This window comes from Nonomuraea spiralis (assembly GCF_014648435.1).
GTDB classification, from domain to species: domain Bacteria; phylum Actinomycetota; class Actinomycetes; order Streptosporangiales; family Streptosporangiaceae; genus Nonomuraea; species Nonomuraea spiralis.
In genome coordinates, this window is sequence record NZ_BMRC01000024.1 from 1 (window position 1) to 22,329 (window position 22,329).

The window sequence follows — 22,329 nt, forward strand, 5'->3', positions numbered from 1 at the left end:
CGGCCCGGAGCTTCTTCGGCCCCTGCGCCTTGCGCACCTTGCGGATCTCGAAGTCCATCGCATCCCCAGAGCTGGGGTGTTGCAACGAACCCTAGAACCCAAGCGGCGGCCAGGCGGGGCTTTTCCGGCATGACTAGCGGGACTGCATGGTCTCGCGCATCAGGCGGGCCGTCTCGGAGGGGGTCTTGCCGACGCGGACGCCGACCTTCTCCAGGGCCTCCTTCTTGGCCTGGGCGGTGCCGGCCGAGCCGGAGACGATGGCGCCGGCGTGGCCCATCGTCTTGCCCTCGGGGGCGGTGAAGCCCGCGACGTAGGCCACGACCGGCTTGGTGACGTGCTGCTCGATGTAGGCCGCGGCCCGCTCCTCGGCGTCGCCGCCGATCTCACCGATCATCACGATGGCGTCGGTGTCGGGGTCGTCCTGGAACGCCTGGAGCGCGTCGATGTGCGTGGTGCCGATGACCGGGTCGCCGCCGATGCCGACCGCGGTGGAGAAACCGAAGTCGCGCAGCTCGTACATGAGCTGGTAGGTCAGCGTGCCGGACTTCGAGACCAGGCCGATGCGGCCGGCGGTGGTGATGTCGGCGGGGATGATGCCGGCGTTGGAGGCGCCGGGCGAGGCGATGCCGGGGCAGTTGGGGCCGATGATGCGGGTCTTGTTGCCCTTGGCCACCGCGTACGCCCAGAACTCGGTCGAGTCGTGGACCGGGATGCCCTCGGTGATCACGACGCAGAGCGGGATCTCGGCGTCGACGGCCTCCTTGACGGCGGCCTTGGTGTGGGCCGGCGGCACGAAGACGACCGACACGTCGGCGCCCGTCTGCTCCATGGCCTCCTTGACCGTGCCGAACACGGGCAGGCCCTCGTGCGTGATGCCCGCCTTGCGGGCGTTGACGCCGCCGACGACCTTCGCGCCGGAGGCGAGCATGCGGCGGGTGTGCTTGGTGCCCTCACCGCCGGTCATGCCCTGAACGATGATCTTGCTGTTCTCGGTCAGCCAGATAGCCATGACTCACGCACCTACCGCAGCGAGCTCGGCGGCCCGCTTGGCCGCGTCGTCCATCGTGTCAACCAGCTCGACCCGCGGGAGCGCGGCGTCGGCCAGGATCTGCCGCCCGAGCAGGGCGTTGTTGCCGTCGAGGCGGACCACCAGCGGGTGGGTCACGGCCTCGCCGCGGCTCTCCAGCAGCTTGAACGCCGAGACGATGCCGTTGGCGACGGCGTCGCAGGCGGTGATGCCGCCGAAGACGTTCACGAAGATCGACTTCACGCTGGGGTCGGAGAGGATGATCTCCAGGCCCGCGGCCATGACCTCGGCCGAGGCGCCGCCGCCGATGTCGAGGAAGTTCGCGGGGGACGGCTTGCCGGGGAACGCCTCGCCGGCGTAGGCCACCACGTCGAGGGTGGACATGACCAGGCCCGCGCCGTTGCCGATGATGCCGACGTTGCCGTCGAGCTTGACGTAGTTGAGGTCCTTCTCCTTGGCCTTGGCCTCGAGCGGGTCCTCGGCGGCCTTGTCGGCCAGCGCCTCGTGGTCGGCCTGGCGGAAGCCGGCGTTCTCGTCGAGGGTGACCTTGCCGTCGAGCGCCTTCACCTGGCCGTCGGCCGACAGGATCATCGGGTTGACCTCGACCAGCGTGGCGTCCTCGTCGACGAAGCAGCACCAGAGCTTCTCGATGAGCTCGGCGGCGCCGTCGAGGGCCTTCTCGGGCAGGCCGCCGGCGACCGCGATCTCGCGGGCCGTGGCGCGGTCGATGCCGTCGAGCGCCGAGACCGGCACCTTGGCGACCTTCTCGGGCGTGCTGTGGGCGACCTCTTCGATGTCCATGCCGCCGGCGGCGGAGCAGATCGCGAGGAAGGTGCGGTTGGCGCGGTCGAGCAGGAAGGAGAAGTAGTACTCCTCCGCGATCGCGCTGGCCTCCTCCACGAGCACCTTGTGGACCGTGTGGCCCTTGATGTCCATGCCGAGGATGGCGGTGGCCTTCTCGACGGCGTCGGCGGCGTCGTCGGCCACCTTCACGCCGCCGGCCTTGCCGCGGCCGCCGGTCTTGACCTGGGCCTTGACGACAACGCGGCCGGTCAGCTCCTCAGCCGCCGCCCGCACCTCCTCCACGGTGTTGGCGACGATGCCGCGTGGCACCGGGATGCCGTAGTCAGCGAAGAGCTCCTTCGCCTGATGTTCGAACAGGTCCACGAGGGTCCGTCCTTGCTTATCCGACTGATGTTCGACGGCCCGGGCAACCCCGTGCGTGCCGGGCGTTTCCGCCAGTGAAGCCTAGCCCCAAGCTTGACCTGCCCAGGTCATCGGGGCATGGTTCTTCCGCTATGTGACGGTGATCTCACTTCGCCATGTCCCGTTCTGCACCGAAATTGCACCGATTCGCAGCCTTAAGCGGTGTCGGTCGATATATGGTCGTGATCTTCAATTGGCAGGATTCCTGCTCCCCTCGATTTGATCTGAAGGAAACACATGAAGCGAATTATCGCGGGTCTGGCCCTGGCCTCCGCGGCGGCGCTCGTGACCGCGGCTCCCGCCCAGGCCGCGCCCGTGGACCCGGCGAAGGCGCTGAAGAAGCAGTACGTCGCCGGGCACGGCGTTCGGTTCGCCGAGACGTCCCGTACCTCGGTGGACGGCAAGAGCACCGGCACCGCGAAGTCGTCCGGCGTTCTTGAGTTCGGCAAGTCCGGAATCGTCGCCTCGGACGTGAGAAATCGCACCGCGGGCAAGAACGCCGACATGTTCGCGTCACTGATGCCGACCCGGATGATCACCGTGGGCAAGCACGTCTACGCGCAGGGCGGTATTTACAGCGACGGCCTGCCCGAGGGCAAGAAGTGGGTCCGCTACCCCGACACCGGCATGCGGATGAGCAACTCCAGCCAGTTGCTCGACGTCTTCGAGCCCAAGGTGCTCAAGATCCTCGTCTCCCACGCCAAGAGCACCAAGGGCGGCGTCTACCGGGGCTCGGTCACGGTCAAGGAGCTCGGCAAGATCTACGACCAGCCGGTCGACAAGAAGGTCGCCAAGATCAAGGTGTCGTACCTGCTCGCGCTGAACTCCGCGGGCCTGGTCACCAGGGTCGTCAGCGACTGGACGCTCGACTTCGGCGTCCTCGGCGAGAGCCGCAGCACCACCGAGACCCGCTTCACCGGCTGGGGCGCGAAGGTCAAGGTCAAGGCCCCGCCGGCCGACGACGTGATCGACGTCGCCGACCTCACCGACGGCAGCGCGGTCCCGCAGGACATCCCGGACGGCTCGCTCAACTCCCTGGGCGGCGTCAAGTAGCCCCGCCTTCTCAGCCTTCCCAGCCGAGGAAACTCATGAAGCGATTGCTCGCGGCCGCGGTGACGGCCGCGGCCCTCGTACAGGCCGCCCCCGCACAGGCGGCCGCCGATCCGGCCACGGCGCTGAAGCGGCAGCTCGTCCCGGGCCACGGGGTCACGATCTCCGAGACCATGCGGATCACCTCGGACCACCCCGACGACGCCGAGGTCGTCCGCATCACCGGCTCCGTGGAGTTCGGCACGTCCGGGCCCGTCGCCTCCGACGTCGTGTTCAGGATGACCGACGGGACGAAGACCAGCCGGCTCCGCTGCCTCAGCGTCGGCGGCCGGTACTACCTCCGGACCACCGAGCTGTCCGGCACGCTGCCCATGGGCAAGACATGGGTGCTCATGGACGGCTTGGAGGGCGCCCCGATCGTCTCGGACCAGCCGGTCGACGTCCTGGCCCCCAAGGTGATCAGGACCCTGCTCGCGCACGCCTCCCTCAAGAACGGCCTCCACCGGGGATCGCTCACGATGGCGCAGGCGCGGACGATCGGCGGCACCGGGGCGTTCGGCTACCGGCTGGGGCTGAACTCCGCGGCACTGCCCGTCCGCGTCGACAGCGAGCAGAAGATCACGGCCGACAGGTACTGGATACGGTCCGTCGTCGAGACCCGGCTCTCGGGCTGGGGCGCGAAGGTCAGCGTCAAGGAGCCCCCGGCCGACGAGGTGATCTCCCTCAGCGAGCTGGCGGACGAGGAAGTCGCCAAGCTCGACCAGCTCTTCAAGGACATTCCCGACGGTTCCACCAGCTCGCTCGGCCAGTTCCGTTAGCCGGCGAGCTGTCGTCACTCCCCCTCACAACAAGGAACACATTCGCAATGAAGCGAACCCTCACCGGCCTCGCGCTGGCGACGACCGCCGCCCTCGTGGCCGCGACCCCTGCGCTGCTGGCGACCCCCGCCCAGGCCGCGGCGCCCAAGAACCCCGTGACCGCCGTCAAGAAGCAGCTCGTGCCCGGCAAGGGCCTGAAGTTCAGCGAGCGCATCATCCTCACCGCGGGCGACCGCGAGGACGTCTTCGTCCGGCGCACGGGGACCCTCCAGTTCGGCAAGTCCGGCATCGCCGCCTCGGACATCACCGGCAAGTTCGCCATCACCCTGTCCGACCTGGGCGGCGACGAGGCGCCGGAGGAGCTCAAGGCGCTGGCCAAGCCCGAGCGCACGATCCGGATCGGCACCACGTCGTACCTGTCCGGCGGCCTGTGGAGCTCGCTGCTGCCGGAGGGCGAGACCTGGTTCAAGGCCCCGCACGGCCCGACCGGCGGCCTCACCGGCACGTTCGGCCAGCCGGTGAACGTCGCCGAGCAGGGCACGCTCAAGACGCTGCTCAAGACGGCCAAGCCGGTGAGCGGCGGCTACGCGGGCACGATCACCGTCGGTGCCCTGCGGAAGGTCTCGCCCTGGTACCGGGCGAGCTCGATCGACACCGACCTGCCGGCGAAGGCGCTGAAGAGCGTCATCACCTGGAAGCTCACCGTGAACGCGGCCGGGCTGCCCGTCCGTCTGGTGTCGACGTTCCCGCAGACCGCGATCACGGGGTCCGGCTCCAAGAAGGACGGTTTGCGCGTCGACACCCGGTTCACCGGTTGGGGCGATGCCGTGTCGATCAAGGCTCCGACGGCTGAGGACGTCTCCAGCGAGTTCGAGAACGGCAAGGACGACCTCTCCTCGCTCGACCTGCCGTTCGGCGTCAGCGTCGCCAAGTAGTCGATGAACAGTCGCCATGTGGGACAGCCCGCATGACGTGAGCCCGCGTCTCCCCCGCCGCCGCTTGGCGGGGAGGGACGCGGGCCGCTCGTGGGGCCGTACGTCAGGCGAGGCGCGAATCGCGCAGGGCCGCCCAGTCCAGCGAGTGCCTGATGCCCTGCTCGACCGTGTACCGGGTCTCCCAGCCCAGCAGCCGGCGCGCCCGGTCGCTGCGTGTGTAGGCCCCGGCCACGTCGCCCGGCCGGGCGGGCGCCTCGACCACGTCGATCGGCCGGTCGGCCACCCGGTTGAACGCCTCGGCCAGTTCGCGGACCGTCGTGCCCGCGCCGGTGCCGAGGTTGATCACGTCGGCGTCCAGGGAGTCGAACCGCCACAACGCCGCCACGTGCGCGGCGGCCAGGTCCCAGACGTGCACGTAGTCGCGGATGCCGGTGCCGTCGCTCGTCGGGTAGTCGGTGCCGGTGATCCGGAACGGCACACCCTCCTCGTACGCCTCGATCATCTTGCCCAGGGCGTGGCTCGGGCGGCGCAGTTGCAGGCCCGTACGCATAGCGGGGTCGGCGCCGATCGGGTTGAAGTAGCGCAGGGACAGGATCCGGATCGGGCGGGTCGCGGCGACGTCGGCGAACATGGCCTCGCAGACCGCCTTGGTCCGCGCGTACGGGCTCTGCGGCGCGAGCGGTGAGTCCTCGTCCACGGTGTGGTCGGCGCCCGCCTGGTAGATCGACGCGGACGAGCTGAAGATCATCCGCTGGCAGCCGTTGCGCAGCAGGTGGTCGACGAACTCCAGACTCTTGGTGACGTTCGCGCGGTAGTAGCCGACCGGGTCGGCGACGGAGTCGGGTACGACGATCAGGGCCGCGCAGTGGACGACGGCCTCGATGCCGGGGTTCTCGGCGAAGATCTTGTCGATCAGCGGGCCGTCGGAGATGTCCCCTTCGTAGAAGACCCGTCCCTCGGCGAACTCCCTGCGGCCCGTCACGAGGTTGTCGAGGATCATGGGCTCGATCCCGGCGTCGAGGCACGCGGACGCGACCGTGCTGCCGATGTAGCCCGCCCCACCTGTAATCAATACGCGCATCCCCGAACCCTATGGCGATCACCGGAACCGCCGTGCCGATCTCCTGCTGGTCATGTCGGCCTCGGCGTGCGACATTTCCTGTTATGGGCAGGGACGTACCAGTCGTCGTGTTCAGCCGGGACGATCGCCGGAAATATCGGGAAAAGGTGCGTCGATGTCTCGACGTCTTCGCCCAGATGTTGCGCGAGTCCCGCTTCGAGTTCGAACGCCCTCGCGCCGGCCTGGAGATCGAGCTCAACATCGTGGACGCCCGCGGCGAGGCCGCCATGCGCAACGCCCAGGTGCTGGCCGCGATCGAACAGCCGGACTGGGCCACCGAGCTGGGCCAGTTCAACATCGAGATCAACGTCGAGCCACGCGAGCTGAGCGGCGACGGCCCACTCCACCTGGAGGAGGACGTACGAAGGCGGCTCAACCACGCCGAGGAGCGCGCCCGCTCCCAGGACGGGCACCTGATGCTGATCGGCATCCTGCCCACACTGCGCGAACAGGACATCGGCGAGGGCACCCTGTCGGCGAACCCCCGCTACCGCCTGCTCAACGAGCAGATCTTCGCCGCCCGCGGCGAAGATCTGCACCTGTGCATCGAAGGCGTCGAACGCCTCGACACCCACGCCGACAGCGTCGCGCCCGAGGCCGCGTGCACCAGCGTCCAGCTGCACCTCCAGGTCAGCCCGGAGGCGTTCGCGCCGCACTGGAACGCCGCCCAGGTCATCGCGGGCCCCCAGGTCGCGCTCGCGGCCAACTCCCCCTACCTGTTCGGCAAGGAACTGCACCGCGAGACCAGGATCGCGCTGTTCGAGCAGGCCACCGACACCCGCCCGGCCGAGCTGAAGACGCAGGGCGTGCGTCCCCGGGTGTGGTTCGGGGAACGCTGGATCACCAGCGTCTTCGACCTGTTCGAGGAGAACGTCAGCTACTACCCGGCACTGCTGCCCCTGTGCGAGGAGGAGGACCCGCGCGCCGAGCTCGACCAGGGACGCATCCCCCACCTGCACGAGCTGACCCTGCACAACGGCACCGTCTACCGCTGGAACCGGCCCGTCTACGCGGTCGTGGACGGCGTACCGCACCTGCGTGTGGAGAACCGCGTGCTGCCCGCCGGGCCCACGGTGGCCGACATCGCCGCGAACGCCGCCTTCTACTACGGCCTGATGCGCGTACTCCCATCGGCCGAGCGGCCGATCTGGAGCCAGATGTCCTTCCGCACCGCCGAGGACAACCTTGCCGCCGCGGCCCGCCACGGCCTGGACGCCCGGCTGTACTGGCCGGGCCTGGGCGAGGTGCCGGCCGCCGAGCTGATCCTGCGCAGGCTGCTGCCCATGGCACGCGAGGGCCTGGCCGAGTGGGGTGTGAACGCGCCGGTCGCCGACCGGCTGCTCGGCATCGTCGAGGGCCGCTGCCTGACGGGCCGTACGGGGGCGACGTGGCAGGTGGAACGGGTGCGCGCGCAGGGCGGCGACCGGCACGAGGCGCTACGGAGAATGACGTTGGACTACATAGAGCGCATGCACGGCAACGATCCGGTGCACACTTGGGACGTGTGAACATCGTGCGCACCGGCGTCCTCGCCATGGCCCTCGCCCTGCTGCTCGCCTCGTGCGGCCTGACCAGGCCCGCGTCGAGGGACGTCCAGGGGGCCGACACGTTCGAGGACGACCTGCGGACCGCGCGCACGCTCACCGAGTCCTTCTGGACGGATTTCTTCGACCAGCAGGGGATGACTTATCGCCCGATAGTCGATTTCATCCCCTATTCCGGGAAGTCCGGCCCTGTCTGCGGCGGCGAGCCTTCCGTACCGAACAACGCCTTCTACTGCCCCGAGGGCCACTTCATCGCCTACGACCGGTCGTGGATGGAGTCCCTGTGGAACGACATGGGCGACGGCGCGGTCTACGTGATCATCCCGCACGAGTTCGGCCACGCCGTCCAGTCCCAGCTCCGGACCGGTTTCGAGCTGAACGTCCAGGCCGAGCTCCAGGCCGACTGCTACGCCGGCGGCACGCTGTCGGCGCTGGTCCGCTCGGGTTCCCTGCGCGCCGACCCGGGTGACGAGGACGAACTGTTGCTCAGCCTGGAGGCCGCCGGCGACCCCACGGACGACTGGCTGAACCCCGCCGCCCACGGCACCGCCGAGCAACGCCAGTCCGCCTTCGCCGACGGCTACGACGACGGCGTGCCCGCCTGCTGAGGGAGTACACCCGGGTCAACCCAGAGGATGATGTGTGCGATCATGACCTCCCTCTACGGTGGAGACATGCCACAGGAGGAGATCCGCTGGCTGCGCAAAGGCGCGTGCAGATCCAGCGACCCTGACCTCTTCTTCCCCCTCGCGCCCTCACCGTTGCAGGAGGCCAGGGCGAAGGCGGTCTGCGCCCGCTGCCCGGTCATGGCCGAGTGCCGGTCCTACGCCTTACGCGCCGGCGAGACGGAGGGCATCTGGGGCGGCCTCACCCCGCAGGAACGCCGCCGCGCCCGCTTCCCCGCCGGCTGGCGCGACTCCGCCGCCTCCTGAGGCGACGTAGCCTGCAAGGGTGCTGCTGCGCTCGATCGCCGTCCTCACCGCCGCCAACGTCCTCAACAACAAGATCGCCCCCAGGCTCGCGCCCCTGACGTCCGCCGCCGCCACCGCCGCCCTCGTGGCGATGGCCCGCCGGCACGGCGTGTCCTGGCGGGAGCTCGGGTTCGAGCACGGGCGCCGGGGCGCGGCCGTCGGCGGCGCGCTGGCGGCGGCCGTCGCCGCGGTCTACACCGTGGGCGTCGCCGTCCCCCGCACCAGGCCGCTCTTCCACGACGAGCGCGCCCTGTCGCTCTCGCGCGCCCGCGCCCTGGAGGAGGCCCTGCTCCAGGTCCCCTTGGGCACGGTGTTGCTGGAGGAGGTCGGGTTCCGCGGCGCGCTGCACGCCATGCTGGCCAAGCGCCACGGCACGATCTCCGCGACGGCGGTCTCCTCGGCGCTGTTCGGCCTGTGGCACATCCTCCCGGCGATCGACATGGCCCGCGCCAACCCGGCGCTCGGGGCGCTGACGGCGGGCGAGTCGCCGGCCCACCTCGACGTCGCGCGGGTGGTGGCCGGCAGCGTGGTGTCCACGGCGGGGGCAGGTGTGCTCTTCTGCGAGCTGCGGCGGCGCGGCGGGCTGCTGGCGCCGTCCATGCTGCATCTGGCCACGAACTCGCTCGGCTACCTCTTCGCCAGGCTCTCCCCGAAACGCTGACCCACCCCGCCGGGTGGAGACTTTCCCCCGGGCCGGGATGAGGATTCCACCTCGGAAGATGAGGATCCTCCACCTCTCTTTGGAACGCTCCACGCGACCCGCCCTCGATGCTCTAGCGTCTGCGCCAAGCGCCCTCCCCGGAAGCGCACCACTCTGGGGAGCGCGTATATCAAGATCACGCATTCTGATATACGCCGGAGGTACGGAGGTGTTGTTGTATGCGGACGGTAGTCGACATCGACAAGCGACTTCTGGAGCTGGCCCAGCGGGAGTTGGGAACTTCGACCATGAAAGACACGGTCAACGCGGCCCTGGAGGAGATCGCCGAAAGAGCCAGACGGCGCGAAGCCTTCGAATACTGGCGTACCCGGGACAATACCGATCTCCTGGGTCAGGAGCGCCCGAACCATGCGTGGTGACCACGGGAGTGGTCTACCTCGTCGACAAGAGCGCGCTGGCCCGCATGCCGCACCCTGCGGTCCACCAGGCACTCCAGCCGCTCATGCTCGACAAGGCGCTGGCCGTCTGCGAGGTCACGCAACTGGAGGTGCTCTACAGCGCCCGTGACCAGCAGGGCTACGAGAGGGACGCCCACTACCTGCGGGAGAGCTTCCGGCTCCTGTCCATCACCCACAAGGAGGTCGGCCCCCGGGTGCTGGAGATGCAGGCGATGCTCGCCGGAAGGCCGCACCACCGGGCGGTCGGGCCGGGCGATCTGCTGATCGCCGCCTGTGCCGAGGCGCATCAGGCGACGATCCTGCACTACGACCGGGACTTCGACGTCATCTCCCAGGTCACCGGGCAACCCGCGCTCTGGGTGGTGCCGCCGGGCTCCGTTCCCTGAGCCCGTCTCAGCCCGTCTCGGCCCGTGGCGGGGAGGGCGGTCAGGCCGTGGGTACGACCTGGAAGCCCTCCGCGTAGTGGCCCTCGCCGAAGCCGGCCTGCTCGGCCCAGGCGGCGAACCGGCTCCGGACGAAGTCGACGAAGCCTTCGACGTGGGCGACCTGGCTGACATGCGACTGCAAGGCCGCGAGCTTGCGGTCCATGACCTCGGTCACGTCCACCCAGTGGTTGGGGGTCGGGCCGCCGTTCAGCCAGACCTCCCTGACCGTCCACGCCTCCAGGCCCTCCTCGCGCAGCAGCTCGGGGAAGGCGTAGGGGTTGCGGGCGTCGGGGTAGACCGCGTCGAGCGCGGCGCCGCCCACGGCCCGGTGGTCGGGGTGGCTGGGGGCGACGAACTGGTAGTTGCGGTCGGGGTGGTGGGTGACGACCAGGTCGGGGCGTACCTGGCGGATCACTCGGGCGATGTCGCGCCGCAGGTCGAGCGAGGGCACCACCCGGCCGTCGGAGTGGCCGAGGAAGCGTACGTCCGTCACGCCCACGGCCTTGGCGGCGGCGAGCTGCTCGGTCCTGCGGAGCTCGGCCATGCCGGAGTTGTCCAGAGTGCGCTCGTTGCCGCCGGCGTCACCGTCCGTGACCAGCAGGTACGTGACCTCCACGCCCCGCCCGACGAACAGCGCCACGCTTCCCGCCGCCGCAAAGTCGACGTCGTCGGGGTGTGCGGTCACGACAAGTACCCGGTTGATCTCGGCTTCCGGCAGCATGGCTTCCCTTCCTGGACCCTGTACGGAGGACAACCGGCACCCCGTCGAAGGCATTCCGGGCGCCGTTTGTCGGTGGCGCGTCTTAACCTAGGTGGGTGCCGACCCAAGTCTCTGTTGACCACCCCTTGCTCGACGGCCTCAACCCCCAGCAGCGCGAGGCCGTGATCCATCATGGCAGCCCGCTGCTCATCGTGGCGGGCGCGGGGTCGGGGAAGACGCGGGTGCTCACGCACCGCATCGCCTACCTGCTGGCCGAGCGCGACGCGCATCCGGGCGAGATCCTGGCCATCACCTTCACCAACAAGGCCGCCCGCGAGATGAAGGAGCGCATCGACAAGCTCGTCGGGCCGCGTTCCAAGGCGATGTGGGTGATGACCTTCCACAGCGCCTGCATGCGCATCCTGCGGCGCGAGGCCAAGCGGCTGGGGTTCCCGTCGAGCTTCTCGATCTACGACCAGGCCGACTCGCAGCGGCTGATGGCGATGGTCTGCAGGGAGATGGAGCTCGATCCGAAGCGCTACCCGCCGCGCTCGTTCTCGGCGCAGGTGAGCAACTTCAAGAACGAGCTGGTCGACTACGAGACCGCGCTGGACAAGGCGGGCTCGCACCTGGAGAAGACGCTCGCCCAGGCGTACAAGGCCTATCAGCTCAAGCTGACCGAGGCCGGGGCGATGGACTTCGACGACATCATCATGAACACGGTGACGTTGTTCCAGCTCTTCCCCGAGGTGGCCGAGCACTACCGGATGCGGTTCAGGCACGTGCTGGTCGACGAGTACCAGGACACCAACCACGCCCAGTACATCCTGATCCGTGAGCTGGTGGGCCACCCCGAGCTGCGCACCGCCGACGGTGACGTGGTGCGTTCGGGCAGCGACATGTCCGAGTTGTGCGTGGTGGGCGACGCCGACCAGTCGATCTACGCCTTCCGCGGCGCGACGATCCGCAACATCCTGGAGTTCGAGCGCGACTATCCCGACGCGCGCACGATCCTGCTGGAGCAGAACTACCGCTCCACCCAGAACATCCTGGCCGCGGCCAACGCCGTGATCGCCCGCAACGAGGGCCGCAAGCCGAAGAACCTCTGGTCCGACCAGGGCGACGGCCCCAAGATCGTGGGCTACGTCGCCGACAACGAGCACGACGAGGCCATGTTCGTGGCTCAAGAGGTCGACCGGCTGAGCGACGAGGACGACGTCAAACCGAGCGAGGTCGCGGTCTTCTACCGGACCAACGCCGCCTCCCGTGTGTTCGAGGAGATCTTCATCCGCACGGGGCTGCCCTACAAGGTGGTCGGGGGGGTGCGCTTCTACGAGCGCAAGGAGGTCAAGGACCTGCTGGCCTACCTGCGGGTGCTGGCCAACCCGGCCGACGTGGTGTCGATGCGGCGCATCCTCAACGTGCCCAAGCGCGGCATCGGCGACCGGGCCGAGGCGATGATCGAGGCGCTGTCCTCGCGCGAGCGCATCTCGTTCTGGGACGCGCTGCGCCGGGCCGACGAGGCGTACGGCATGGCGACGCGCTCGCTCAACGCGGTGCGCGAGTTCGTGGCGATGATCGAGGAGCTGATCGCCAAGGCCGAGGGCGTCCCGCCGTCGACGCTGGCGGAGGAGATCCTGGTCGCGACCGGCTACCGCGCCGAGCTGGAGGCCTCGGAGGATCCTCAGGACGAGTCCCGCCTGGAAAACCTCAACGAGCTCGTCTCGGTGGCCTCGGAGTTCGAGGAGGCCAACCCCGAGGGCACGCTGGTGGAGTTCCTGGAGCAGGTGTCGCTGGTGGCCGACGCCGACCAGATCCCCGAGGCCGACGGCGGGCAGGGGGTCGTCACGCTGATGACCCTGCACACCGCCAAGGGGCTGGAGTTCCCGGTCGTCTTCCTGACCGCGATGGAGGACGGCGTGTTCCCCCACATCCGGTCGCTCGGCGAGCCGAAGGAGCTGGAGGAGGAGCGGCGGCTGGCCTACGTGGGCATCACCCGGGCGCAGAAGCGGCTCTACCTCACGCGGGCGGCGGTGCGCAGCTCGTGGGGGGCGCCGTCGTTCAACCCGGCGTCGCGGTTCGTGAACGAGGTGCCGGGGCAGCTCATCGACTGGCGTACCGATCCGGAGAAGTCCGCCTGGAGCGCGGCGACGCGGCGGGAGCCCGCGGCGCGGCCGGCGCCCAAGAGCGGGGGGTCACGACAGGTGCCGTCGCTGGCGCCCGGCGACCGGGTCACCCACGACAAGTGGGGGCTCGGCACGGTGGTGTCCGTGGACGGGGTGGCGGAGAAGACCAAGGTCAAGATCGACTTCGGCGCCGACGGGGAGAAGACGCTGCTGCTGACGTACGCGCCCATAGAGAAGCTCTGACCTGCGCGACCGGGTGACCATCCGCCCGGGGCCCGGAACCGACCGTTTGCCCGCCCGGGGCCCGGAACCGACCGTTTGCCCGCCCGGGGCCCAGAACCGACCGTTGGAGGGCTCGAGCCCTGCCGGGCGGCAGGGCTCCGGGGTGGGAGCCCTGCCGGACGGGTGGGTCGTGGGCTTGAGGTGAGGCCAGGGGGTCAGGGCTTGAGGGCGCTGCCGGCCTTCCACTGGGTCCAGTTGAGCTGCCAGTAGCTCCAGCCGTTGCGCCAGTCGAGCTTGCGCTTGGTGCCGGTGATCTTGACGACGTCACCGCGCTGGGCGATGCCGTAGAACCACTTGGCGCCCTCGGGGGTGGCGCGCACGCAGCCGTGGCTCTGGTTGGAACGGCCGAGGTACTGGTAGTAGCCGGCGCTCTGGTGCACGTACTCGCCGCTGTCGGAGATGCGCACCGCCCAGGGGATCTCCTCCTTGTAGTAGCGCGGGTCCTTGGGGTCGGTCACCCCCATCCAGGACGACGTCATCGTCTCGACGGACTTCTTGCCCATGGTGAGGTGCACGCCGCTGGTGGTGAGGTAGACGTCCACGCCGTTGCGCAGCAGGCCGCCGCGGCCGGCGCTGATCGCGATCTTCTTGGCGATCTTGCCGTCCCGGTAGACCTTCATCTGGTGCTTGCGGGTGTCGACGACCGAGATGTTCGCGGTGCCGACGGCGAAGCGGCGGGTGACGTCCTCGGCCTTGTTGCCGGGGAGCTGGCTGAGGCGCGCGGTGAACAACACCTTCTGGTGCGGCTTCCAGTACGTCTTCGTCCGGTAGATGACCTTACGGGCCGACACCCAGCGCCAGGCGCCATCGACCGGTTTGTCGGCCTGGACCTCCAGCAGCGCCTCGACGGCGGCCTTGTCCTTCACGTCCCGGTCGAACGTGACGATGATCGGGAAACCTACGCCGACCTTCTCCGACGTCTCCGCCATGGGCGTGATGTCGGCGATGTCGAGCTTGACCTTCTTGGCCGGGGCCGCCTTGGCCGGAGCGGCGATGTGAGCGGTCGCGGCGGCTCCCGCGGCGGCGGTCGTCCGGACCGCCGAGGCCTGCAGGGCTGGTACGCCTTCTGCCGAACAGGCCGCAGCGGAGACCAGTGCGACCATGGCAAGCAACCGGGGGACGCGATTCAAGGGGATTACTCCTGGATTATGTGCTTCTCCTTCCATGTGTGACTGCTGAGGCGCACGATTCGTCTACGAATCGCCGTAACGACCTTGTAACGGTCCAGAGAGTAGACGTCCGGGGGTCAGACGAGGCGGCGCGCGGTGGCCCAGCGGGACAGCTCGTGCCGGTTGGAGAGCTGGAGCTTGCGCAACACGGACGAGACGTGGGTCTCCACGGTCTTCACCGAGATGAACAGCTCCTTGGCGATCTCCTTGTACGCGTAACCACGCGCGATCAGGCGCAGCACCTCGCGCTCGCGCTGGGTGAGCGAGTCGAGCTCCGGATCGATGGAGGGCGCCTCGGAGGAGGCGAACGCGTCGAGGACGAACCCGGCCAGCCGGGGCGAGAAGACCGCGTCGCCGTCGGCCACCCGGCGGATGGCGTCGGTGAGCTCCTTGCCGCTGATGTTCTTGGTCACGTAACCGCGGGCGCCGCCCCTGATGACGCCGATGACGTCCTCGGCGGCGTCGGAGACCGACAGGGCGAGGAAGCGTACCTGCGAGCCCGTGCTGAGGACGCGGCGCAGCACCTCCTGGCCGCCGCCGCCGGGCATGTGCACGTCGAGCAGGACCACGTCGGGCTGGTGCTCGGCGATGGCCTTGACCGCCGACTCGACGTCCTCGGCCTCGCCCACGACCTCGATCGACTCGCCCAGCTCCGCGCGTACGCCCGATCTGAACAGCCGGTGGTCATCGACGATCAACACGCGTGTCATTGCTTGTCCACCTTCATCGTCAGCATCACTTCCGTGCCCTCGCCGGGCTCGGTGCGGACCCTGGCCGTGCCGCCGTGACGTTCCATTCTCCCGATGATGGACTCCCTGATACCCATCCTGTCGAGTGGCACCGCCTCAAGGTCGAAGCCCTTGCCGCGGTCCTTGACGAAGATGGTCACCTCCGAGCCCTCCACCTCCGCGTACACGGAGATGGCCGGGCTCTCAGAATATTTGGCCGCGTTGACCATCGCCTGCCTGGACGCCTTGAGCATCGCGGCCAGCTTGCCCTGCGGGTCGAGGTCGAGGTCGCCGACGCACACGACCTCGATGGGCACGCCGTGGGAGTCCTCCTCCTCGGCCGCGATCCTGCGTACGGCGGCGGCCACGGTGGCGTCGGCGTCCTGGGCGGGCTGGTAGAGCCAGTTGCGCAGCTCGCGCTCCTGGGAACGGGCCAGCCTGGTGACCTCGCGGGGGTCGTGGGAGACACGCTGGATGAGGGTGAGCGTGTGCAGCACCGAGTCGTGCACCATGGCGGCCACCTCGGCGCGTTCCTCCTGCCGGATGCGCTCGCGGCGTTCGAGCTGGAGTTCCTTCCACAGCCCGGCCAGCCAGGGCGTGGCGATGACCGCGATGCCGCCGACCACGACGACCGTGAACATCAGGCCGGGTCTGGCCCTGGCCAGTTCGCCCTGGGCGTACAGGAAGCCGGCCGCGCCGACGACGACCAGCGCCACGCCGAGCAGCGTGCGCACGCGGTTGGTACGGATGCTCTTGGTGGCCCCGCTGACCCAGCTCTTACGGCGGTCGGGATCGGCCTGCTGCCACAGGATGAGCGCGCCGATCCCGCCGACGGCGAACGGCAACATGCCGATCCCGCCCTTCGAGGCCCCCGTCAGCCAGCCGAACGCGGCCAGCGCCACGCCGATCGCGCTGAACGCGGCGAGCTGGCTCCAGTCGCGCTGGGGCGGCGGCCCCTCGTACGGCTCCCGCGGAGTGATCATCCACAGCACGGCGTACGCCACCATGCCGACCCCGTCCACGACGCTGAGCAGCACGAACATCAGCCTGATCACGATGGGATCGAGGGAGAGCTGCGCCGCCAGCCCCTGGGCCACGCCGCCGAGCAGGCGGCCCTCCATGGGGCGGAGCATTCGGCGATAGGGTCGATCGCCGGCAGGCTCGGCAAGTGTCTTCTGGTCTGCCATAACATCGCCATCGTCACATGTCGGAGGCACTTCGGGCATCAGGGAACAACCCCCAGGGTCGAGTCAGGGGTCTCCCGGATGCGGGCACCGTACCCGACGGTCCACGATGGTCGTATGACAGAAGCTCCGCCCCGGGAACCCGCCGCCCCGCCCCGCGGGCTGCGTCGCAGCAGCGAAGGGCGCTTCCTCATGGGCGTCTGCGCCGGTCTCGGGCGGCACACCGGCATCGACCCCGTGGTGTTCCGCGTGGCGTTCGCCGTGCTCCTGCTCGGCTCCGGCATCGGGATCTTCCTCTACATCGCGGCGTTCCTGCTGATGAAGGAGCCCAACGGCGGGCCGGGGATCATCGAACAGTGGACCCGGCGCGACTTCGACGCCGAGGCGGTGATGGCGCTGCTCACGGCGGTGCTCGGGTTCGGCCTCGCGCTCAACCTCGCCACCGTGTGGCTCGACACCGGCACGCTGGTGGTCGGCGTGCTGCTGGCCGTCTCGCTGCTCGCGGCCCACGCCAGCGGTGTGGACCTGCTGGGGCTCGCCCGGTCGATGCCCGAGCGGCTCAGCCGCCGGCGTTCCCCCGACGCGGAGACGCCCCCGCCGTCGTACGCGCCGCCTGAGCCCGCTCCTCCGGTACGTCCGGCCGAGCCCACATGGTCGGGCCTCGGCGGCACCGCGACGGCCCACCCGGAGTCCGCGCCCCCGGCCGCTCCCCCGGCTCCGGCCCCGACGCCCAGGACGACGGCCGCCGCCCACGCCGAGGCCGTGGCCGCGCGGTTGCGGGCGATGTCGGCCTCACGGCAGCCCGACGCGGCCCGTACGGACGAGAACGAACCGCCACGGGACGACGCCGACCGGCCCGAGATGACCCGGATCGAGGCCGCGCAGGCGATGGAGGCCGCCTCGAAGGTGACGGCCCAGCACGAGATCCCCGAGGACGCCACCCGGCAGGCGCAGACCCCGCAGGCCCCGCAGGGCCCGCAGCCTGAGGCCCCGCGCACCGATGCTTCGCGGGCGGAGGCGACCGCTCGGCAGGCGGCGTCGCGGCAGGAGCCGCCCGCCTACCGCCCCCAGCCCAGGACGGCGGTCGACTACAGCGGCTACGGCGAGCCCTTCGCCCCGAAGGGCCCCTACCGCCCGCTCGACCCGGCCAGGCGGGGCGGCTACTCGCCCTACGACCCCGCGCTGTACGGCCGCCCGGTCCCCGGTCACACACCGCCGAAGCGACGCCCGAAGTCGTTCATCGGCGCCATCACCATCTTGCTCGCGATCATAGTTGGAGGGATCGTCGTGGCGGTCCAGGCCAGGTCGGCCGCGGGAGTGAGCCCGACCATCGTCGGCGGCGCCGTGCTCATCACCATCGGCGCCGGGCTGCTCATCGCCGCCTGGTGGGGCCGCGGCGCCGGTCTCGTCGCCCTCGGCACCACCGTCGCGCTGATGATCGGCGCGGGACTGATGCTGGGCGGCCTGCCGCGCAACATCGGCGACTCCACCTGGTACCTGACCACGCCCGCCGAGGCGAGCAAGGTCTACGACGTCGGCCTCGGCGACGGGAGACTCGACCTGACGGAGCTGAAGATGCAGCCGGGGACGAGACTGACGTTCGACGCCAGGGTCTCGGTGGGCGAGCTGACGGTGATCGTGCCGCCGACGGCCAGGGTCGAGGTGCACGCCGTGAACAAGATCGGCGACATCAAGATCGACCAGTCGACCAGGGGCGGCGTGGACATCAGGTTCGACAAGGTGCTGGAGCCCGAGATCAGGCCCGACGGCGAGGCGGCCACGATCGTGCTGAACCTGCGCGGCGGGCTCGGCGACATGGAGGTGCGGCGTGGCGCGTGACGTCGAGCGTGTACGGCGCCTGCACAGGACTGACTGGATGGCCCTGCTCAGCGGCACGTTGTTCGTGGTGCTCGGCATCCTCGTCGTGACACGCGGGATCACGGATGCGCTGGTCCTGATCGGGTTGACCGTGGTAGGGCTGGCCTTCGCGGGGATGGTGGCGATCATCGCGCGGGCGATCCGCGGCAAGTAACCCTTGACCGGGAAAAACCCCGGCGTAGGTTCGGGTGTGTCCGCCTTTCCCCCTGCTCCTGAGGGAGGACGTATGCCCCGAGTCACCGTCACCGTCGACGGGATCAAGTACGAGGAGGACGTCGAGCCGCGGCTCCTCCTCGTCCATCTACTACGAGAGCGGCTGGGCCGGACCGGCACCCCGGTCGGCTGCGACACCAGCAACTGCGGCGCGTGCACGGTCATGCTCGACGGCAAGAGCGTGAAGAGCTGCTCCGTGCTCGCCGTACAGGCCGACGGCTGCGACGTCGTCACCATCGAGGGCCTGAGCGCGAACGGGTCGATGCACCCGATGCAGCGGGCCTTCCACGAAGAACACGCGCTGCAGTGCGGCTACTGCACCCCCGGCATGGTCATGGCGGCGATCGACCTGCTCCGGGACGACCCCGACCCGTCGGAGGAGTCGATCAGGCACGGGCTGGAGGGCAACCTGTGCCGCTGCACCGGCTACTGCAACATCGTGCGCGCGGTGAAGCGCGGCGCGCAGGAGATGGGCCAGGCGGTGAGGACGCAGTGAGCGAGCCGAGCACCGAGGCCGTCGCCGAGCCGATCGCTGAGCCGATCACCGAGCCGATCACCGAGCCGATCACCGGGAGCGACCAGGCCGGCGACCCGACGGGCGACCTGACGGGCGACCAGGCCGGCGGGCACGAGGTGGGCCGGCCGCGCCGGCGGAAGGAGGACGCCAGGCTGCTGACGGGGCGTACGCGGTGGACCGACAACCTCTCCCGGCCCGGCGCGCTGCACGTGATGTTCCTGCGCAGCCCGATGGCCCACGCCCGGATCACCCGGGTGGACGTGTCGGCGGCCCGCGACCTGCCGGGCGTGGTGGCGGCGTTCAGCGGCCAGGACTTCGACGGCGAGCAGGGCAGCCTGCCGTGCGCGTGGCCGGTGACCGACGACATCGTCATCCCCGACCACCCGCCCATGGCGACCTCCGAGGTCCGGTACGTCGGCGAGGCCGTGGCCTGCGTGGTCGCGACCGACCGGTACCGGGCCGCCGACGCGCTGGACGCGATCGAGGTCGACTACGAGCCGCTGCCCGCGGTGCTGGACATGAACCAGGCGTTGTCGCCGGACAGCCCGAAGGTGCACGAGGCGGGCAACCAGGCGTTCTCCGTGAAGATCACCACCGGTGACCTCGACGCGGCGTTCGACGGCGCCGCCGTCGTCATCGACCGGACGTACGTGCAGCAGCGGCTCATCCCGACGGCGATGGAGCCGCGGGCGGTGCTGGCCGACACCGACGGCGAGTCGTTCACGATCTACACCTCCACCCAGATCCCGCACATCCTGCGCGTCATGCTGGCGGTGGTGACCGGCATCCCCGAGCACGACCTGCGGGTGATCGCGCCCGACGTGGGCGGCGGGTTCGGCTCCAAGTTGCAGGTCACCGCGGAAGAGGTGCTCTGCCTGCTGATGGCCCGCAAGCTGGGCAAGCCGGTCAAGTGGACGGAGTCCCGTTCCGAGGGCAACCTGACCGTGCACCACGGCCGCGACCAGATCCAGCACATCCGGCTCGCCGCCGACGCCGACGGGCGGATCCGGGGGCTCCAGGTGGACCTGCTGGCCGACATGGGCGCGTACCTGATGCTGGTGACGCCGGGGGTGCCGATGCTCGGGGCGTCGATGTTCAACGCGATCTACAAGATGGACGCGTACGAGTTCGGCTGCACGGGCGTGTTCACCACCAAGATGCCCACGGACGCCTACCGGGGCGCGGGCCGGCCGGAGGCGACGTTCGGCATCGAGCGGACGATGGACGAACTGGCCGCCGAGCTGGGCCTGGACCCGCTGGAGGTACGCCGGCGCAACTGGATCAGGCACGAGGAGTTCCCGTTCACCACGATCTCGGGGCTCACCTACGACTCGGGCAACTACGAGGCGGCCACGGACCGGGCGCTGTCGTTGTTCGGCTACGACAAGCTGCGGGCCGAACAGGCCGACCGGCGGGACCGGGGCGACCCGGTGCAGCTCGGGATCGGCGTCAGCACGTACACGGAGATGTGCGGGCTGGCCCCGTCGCGGCTGCTCGGGGCGGCCAACTACGGGGCGGGCGGCTGGGAGCACGGCTCGGTGCGCATGCTGCCGACGGGCAAGGTCGAGGTCATCACCGGCACGTCCCCGCACGGCCAGGGGCACGTGACGGCGTGGAGCCAGATCGTGGCCGACGCGCTCGGCGTGCCGTTCGAGGACGTACGGGTGCTGCACGGCGACACGGCGATCGCGCACAAGGGCATGGACACCTACGGCTCGCGCTCGCTGGTCGTGGGCGGCATGGCGGTGTTGCGGGCGTGCGAGAAGGTCAGGGAGAAGGCCCGTACGCTGGCCGCCCACATGCTGGAATGCTCGCCGGACGACCTGGAGTTCGGCGGCGGGGCGTTCACGGTGCGCGGCACCGGTTCGAGCAGGACGATCCAGGAGCTGGCCTACGCCGCGTTCGTGGCGCACGACCTGCCCGACGGCGTGGAGGCGCGGCTCGACTCCGAGGCCACGTTCGACCCGGACAACTACTCCTTCCCGCACGGCACCCACCTGTGCGCGATGGAGGTGGACACCGAGACGGGCATGACCCGGATCCGCTCGTACGTGGCCGTGGACGACGTCGGCAAGGTGATCAACCCGCTGATCGTCGAGGGCCAGGTGCACGGCGGCATCGCGCAGGGCGTGGCGCAGGCGCTGTACGAGGAGGCCGTGTACGACCCCGAGGGCAACCTGCTGACCACGACCATGGCCGACTACCTGCTGCCGTCGGCGGCGGACCTGCCCACGTTCACGACCGACCGGACCGAGACCCCCTCGACGGGCAACCCGCTGGGCGTCAAGGGCGTCGGCGAGGCCGGGACGATCGCCTCGACCCCGGCGGTCGTGAACGCGATCGTGGACGCGCTGCGGCCGTTCGGCATCCAGGACGTCCGGATGCCGTGCACGCCCGAGCGTGTCTGGCGAGCGCTGGAAGGAGCGCGGCGATGATCCCCGCCCAGTTCGACTACGTGCGTCCCGAGTCCCTGGCCGACGCCTGCCGGGAGCTCGCCTCGGACGAGGACGCCAAGGCCCTGGCCGGTGGGCAGTCGCTGCTCCCGCTGCTGCGGTTGCGGCTGGCGTACCCGTCCAAGCTGGTGGATCTCGGCCGGCTGCCCGGCCTCTCCGGCGTGCACGACCGGGGCGACCACGTCTTCATCGGCGCGCTGACCACGCACGACGAGGTCATGCGCGCGCCGGTGGTGACCTCCGGGGCCCCGCTGGTGGCGCTGGCCACGGCCACGGTGGCCGATCCGGCGATCAGGCACCGGGGCACGTTCGGCGGCTCGCTGGCGCACGCCGACCCGGCGGGCGACCTGCCGGCCGCGATCCTGGCGCTGGACGGCGTGATCGTGGCCGCGTCGGCGCAGGGCGAGCGGGAGATCCCGGCCGCCGAGTTCTTCGTCGACTACCTGGAGACGTCGTTGCGCGCCGGGGAGATCCTGGTCGGGGTGAAGATCCCGAAGCTGGGCGAGGGCTGGGGCTTCCACTACGAGAAGTTCCACCGGACCGCCCAGTCGTGGGCGATCGTCGGCGTGGCGGCCGCGGTCAGGCGTTCCAACGGCGCGATCGCCGAGGCCAGGATCGCGCTGACGAACATGGGCCCGACCCCGGTGCGCGCCCGCGCGACCGAGACCGCGTTGCAGGGCGTCGAGCTCGGCGACCAGGTACGGCAGGCGTGCGAGGAGGCCGCGGCCGGCGCCTCGCCCCCGGCCGACCTGCACGCCCAGCCCGACTACCGCCGCCACCTGGCCAGGGTCCTGACCCACCGGGCGGTGCGCACGGCGGCCGGGTCGCCCTGAGTACGGCGGGGGCGCCCCTTCCGGGGTGCCC

The 22,329-nt window shown here is 70.1% G+C and carries 22 protein-coding genes; 15 read left to right on the forward strand and 7 right to left on the reverse strand.

The features are described 5' to 3' along the window. Positions 1-133 precede the first annotated feature (133 nt). Together sucD and sucC are read right to left on the reverse strand one after the other, a co-directional pair. Positions 134-1,009: a succinate--CoA ligase subunit alpha gene (sucD, locus tag IEZ27_RS39845; RefSeq protein ID WP_189652018.1), complete on the reverse strand. Its 876-nt coding sequence runs from the start codon at positions 1,007-1,009 to the stop codon at positions 134-136. Between the two features lie 3 nt (positions 1,010-1,012). Continuing rightward, positions 1,013-2,194 (reverse strand): ADP-forming succinate--CoA ligase subunit beta, encoded by a 1,182-nt coding sequence (gene sucC / locus IEZ27_RS39850; protein WP_125644470.1) that lies wholly within the window; start codon positions 2,192-2,194, stop codon positions 1,013-1,015. A gap of 276 nt (positions 2,195-2,470) precedes the next feature. Between sucC and IEZ27_RS39855 the strand changes: the two genes are divergently transcribed. The 3 genes from IEZ27_RS39855 to IEZ27_RS39865 are packed head-to-tail and all read left to right on the forward strand — an operon-like array spanning position 2,471 to position 5,036. Continuing rightward, on the forward strand, positions 2,471-3,286 hold the full coding sequence (locus IEZ27_RS39855) for a hypothetical protein (RefSeq protein ID WP_189652019.1): 816 nt from the start codon (positions 2,471-2,473) through the stop codon (positions 3,284-3,286). A 35-nt stretch (positions 3,287-3,321) separates the two neighbouring features. Next, positions 3,322-4,101, forward strand: a complete 780-nt coding sequence (locus IEZ27_RS39860; protein WP_189652020.1) for a hypothetical protein — start codon at positions 3,322-3,324, stop codon at positions 4,099-4,101. A 47-nt stretch (positions 4,102-4,148) separates the two neighbouring features. After that, the gene (locus IEZ27_RS39865) at positions 4,149-5,036 is read left to right on the forward strand and encodes a hypothetical protein (protein WP_189652021.1); all 888 of its coding nucleotides are present in this window, start codon (positions 4,149-4,151) and stop codon (positions 5,034-5,036) included. A gap of 103 nt (positions 5,037-5,139) precedes the next feature. Here IEZ27_RS39865 and galE read toward each other — a convergent pair whose 3' ends face one another. Further along, on the reverse strand, positions 5,140-6,117 hold the full coding sequence (gene galE / locus IEZ27_RS39870; protein ID WP_189652022.1) for a UDP-glucose 4-epimerase GalE: 978 nt from the start codon (positions 6,115-6,117) through the stop codon (positions 5,140-5,142). Between the two features lie 146 nt (positions 6,118-6,263). On the opposite strand from galE, the gene IEZ27_RS39875 reads away from it, so the two are divergent. The 6 genes from IEZ27_RS39875 (at position 6,264) to IEZ27_RS39900 (ending at position 10,176) form a co-directional block, all read left to right on the forward strand. Beyond that, positions 6,264-7,664 carry a glutamate--cysteine ligase gene (locus IEZ27_RS39875; RefSeq protein WP_229824771.1) on the forward strand — a complete coding sequence of 467 codons (1,401 nt, stop codon included), beginning with the start codon at positions 6,264-6,266 and terminating at the stop codon, positions 7,662-7,664. After that, positions 7,661-8,308: a neutral zinc metallopeptidase gene (locus tag IEZ27_RS39880; RefSeq protein WP_229824772.1), complete on the forward strand. Its 648-nt coding sequence runs from the start codon at positions 7,661-7,663 to the stop codon at positions 8,306-8,308. Before IEZ27_RS39875 ends, IEZ27_RS39880 begins: the two co-directional genes overlap by 4 nt. Before the next feature lie 66 nt (positions 8,309-8,374). Beyond that, positions 8,375-8,632, forward strand: a complete 258-nt coding sequence (locus IEZ27_RS39885; protein WP_189652024.1) for a WhiB family transcriptional regulator — start codon at positions 8,375-8,377, stop codon at positions 8,630-8,632. A 19-nt stretch (positions 8,633-8,651) separates the two neighbouring features. Continuing rightward, a complete protein-coding gene (locus tag IEZ27_RS39890) occupies positions 8,652-9,332 on the forward strand; it encodes a CPBP family intramembrane glutamic endopeptidase (RefSeq protein WP_189652025.1) in 681 nt (226 codons plus the stop codon). A gap of 218 nt (positions 9,333-9,550) precedes the next feature. Next, positions 9,551-9,751 carry a type II toxin-antitoxin system VapB family antitoxin gene (locus tag IEZ27_RS39895; RefSeq protein ID WP_125644486.1) on the forward strand — a complete coding sequence of 67 codons (201 nt, stop codon included), beginning with the start codon at positions 9,551-9,553 and terminating at the stop codon, positions 9,749-9,751. Continuing rightward, positions 9,745-10,176 carry a PIN domain nuclease gene (locus tag IEZ27_RS39900; RefSeq protein ID WP_125644488.1) on the forward strand — a complete coding sequence of 144 codons (432 nt, stop codon included), beginning with the start codon at positions 9,745-9,747 and terminating at the stop codon, positions 10,174-10,176. The genes IEZ27_RS39895 and IEZ27_RS39900 overlap by 7 nt, the downstream gene beginning before the upstream one ends. Before the next feature lie 40 nt (positions 10,177-10,216). On the opposite strand, the gene IEZ27_RS39905 is transcribed toward IEZ27_RS39900, so the two are convergent. After that, the gene (locus IEZ27_RS39905) at positions 10,217-10,936 is read right to left on the reverse strand and encodes a PIG-L deacetylase family protein (RefSeq protein WP_189652026.1); all 720 of its coding nucleotides are present in this window, start codon (positions 10,934-10,936) and stop codon (positions 10,217-10,219) included. Between the two features lie 95 nt (positions 10,937-11,031). Between IEZ27_RS39905 and pcrA the strand changes: the two genes are divergently transcribed. Next, complete coding sequence (gene pcrA / locus IEZ27_RS39910) at positions 11,032-13,284, forward strand: DNA helicase PcrA (RefSeq protein ID WP_446686190.1); 2,253 nt, start codon at positions 11,032-11,034, stop codon at positions 13,282-13,284. A gap of 194 nt (positions 13,285-13,478) precedes the next feature. Here the strand turns inward: pcrA and IEZ27_RS39915 are convergent, their stop codons facing one another. The 3 genes from IEZ27_RS39915 to IEZ27_RS39925 form a co-directional block, all read right to left on the reverse strand. After that, the gene (locus IEZ27_RS39915) at positions 13,479-14,453 is read right to left on the reverse strand and encodes a L,D-transpeptidase (RefSeq protein ID WP_189652027.1); all 975 of its coding nucleotides are present in this window, start codon (positions 14,451-14,453) and stop codon (positions 13,479-13,481) included. A 116-nt stretch (positions 14,454-14,569) separates the two neighbouring features. Beyond that, positions 14,570-15,202 carry a response regulator gene (locus tag IEZ27_RS39920; protein ID WP_189652028.1) on the reverse strand — a complete coding sequence of 211 codons (633 nt, stop codon included), beginning with the start codon at positions 15,200-15,202 and terminating at the stop codon, positions 14,570-14,572. Beyond that, positions 15,199-16,407 carry an ATP-binding protein gene (locus tag IEZ27_RS39925; RefSeq protein ID WP_189652029.1) on the reverse strand — a complete coding sequence of 403 codons (1,209 nt, stop codon included), beginning with the start codon at positions 16,405-16,407 and terminating at the stop codon, positions 15,199-15,201. Before IEZ27_RS39925 ends, IEZ27_RS39920 begins: the two co-directional genes overlap by 4 nt. A gap of 114 nt (positions 16,408-16,521) precedes the next feature. On the opposite strand from IEZ27_RS39925, the gene IEZ27_RS39930 reads away from it, so the two are divergent. The 5 genes from IEZ27_RS39930 to IEZ27_RS39950 all read left to right on the forward strand — a co-directional run bounded on the left by IEZ27_RS39930 (position 16,522) and on the right by IEZ27_RS39950 (position 22,298). Further along, positions 16,522-18,243 carry a PspC domain-containing protein gene (locus tag IEZ27_RS39930; protein ID WP_189652030.1) on the forward strand — a complete coding sequence of 574 codons (1,722 nt, stop codon included), beginning with the start codon at positions 16,522-16,524 and terminating at the stop codon, positions 18,241-18,243. Further along, positions 18,233-18,436, forward strand: coding sequence for a hypothetical protein (locus IEZ27_RS39935; RefSeq protein ID WP_125644500.1), 204 nt, complete (start codon positions 18,233-18,235; stop codon positions 18,434-18,436). The genes IEZ27_RS39930 and IEZ27_RS39935 overlap by 11 nt, the downstream gene beginning before the upstream one ends. Positions 18,437-18,508: 72 nt before the next feature. Then, positions 18,509-18,991 carry a (2Fe-2S)-binding protein gene (locus IEZ27_RS39940; protein ID WP_125644501.1) on the forward strand — a complete coding sequence of 161 codons (483 nt, stop codon included), beginning with the start codon at positions 18,509-18,511 and terminating at the stop codon, positions 18,989-18,991. Between the two features lie 107 nt (positions 18,992-19,098). Beyond that, positions 19,099-21,447, forward strand: coding sequence for a xanthine dehydrogenase family protein molybdopterin-binding subunit (locus tag IEZ27_RS39945; RefSeq protein ID WP_229824777.1), 2,349 nt, complete (start codon positions 19,099-19,101; stop codon positions 21,445-21,447). Beyond that, complete coding sequence (locus IEZ27_RS39950; RefSeq protein WP_189652032.1) at positions 21,444-22,298, forward strand: FAD binding domain-containing protein; 855 nt, start codon at positions 21,444-21,446, stop codon at positions 22,296-22,298. The genes IEZ27_RS39945 and IEZ27_RS39950 overlap by 4 nt, the downstream gene beginning before the upstream one ends. The last annotated feature ends 31 nt before the right edge of the window (positions 22,299-22,329 follow it).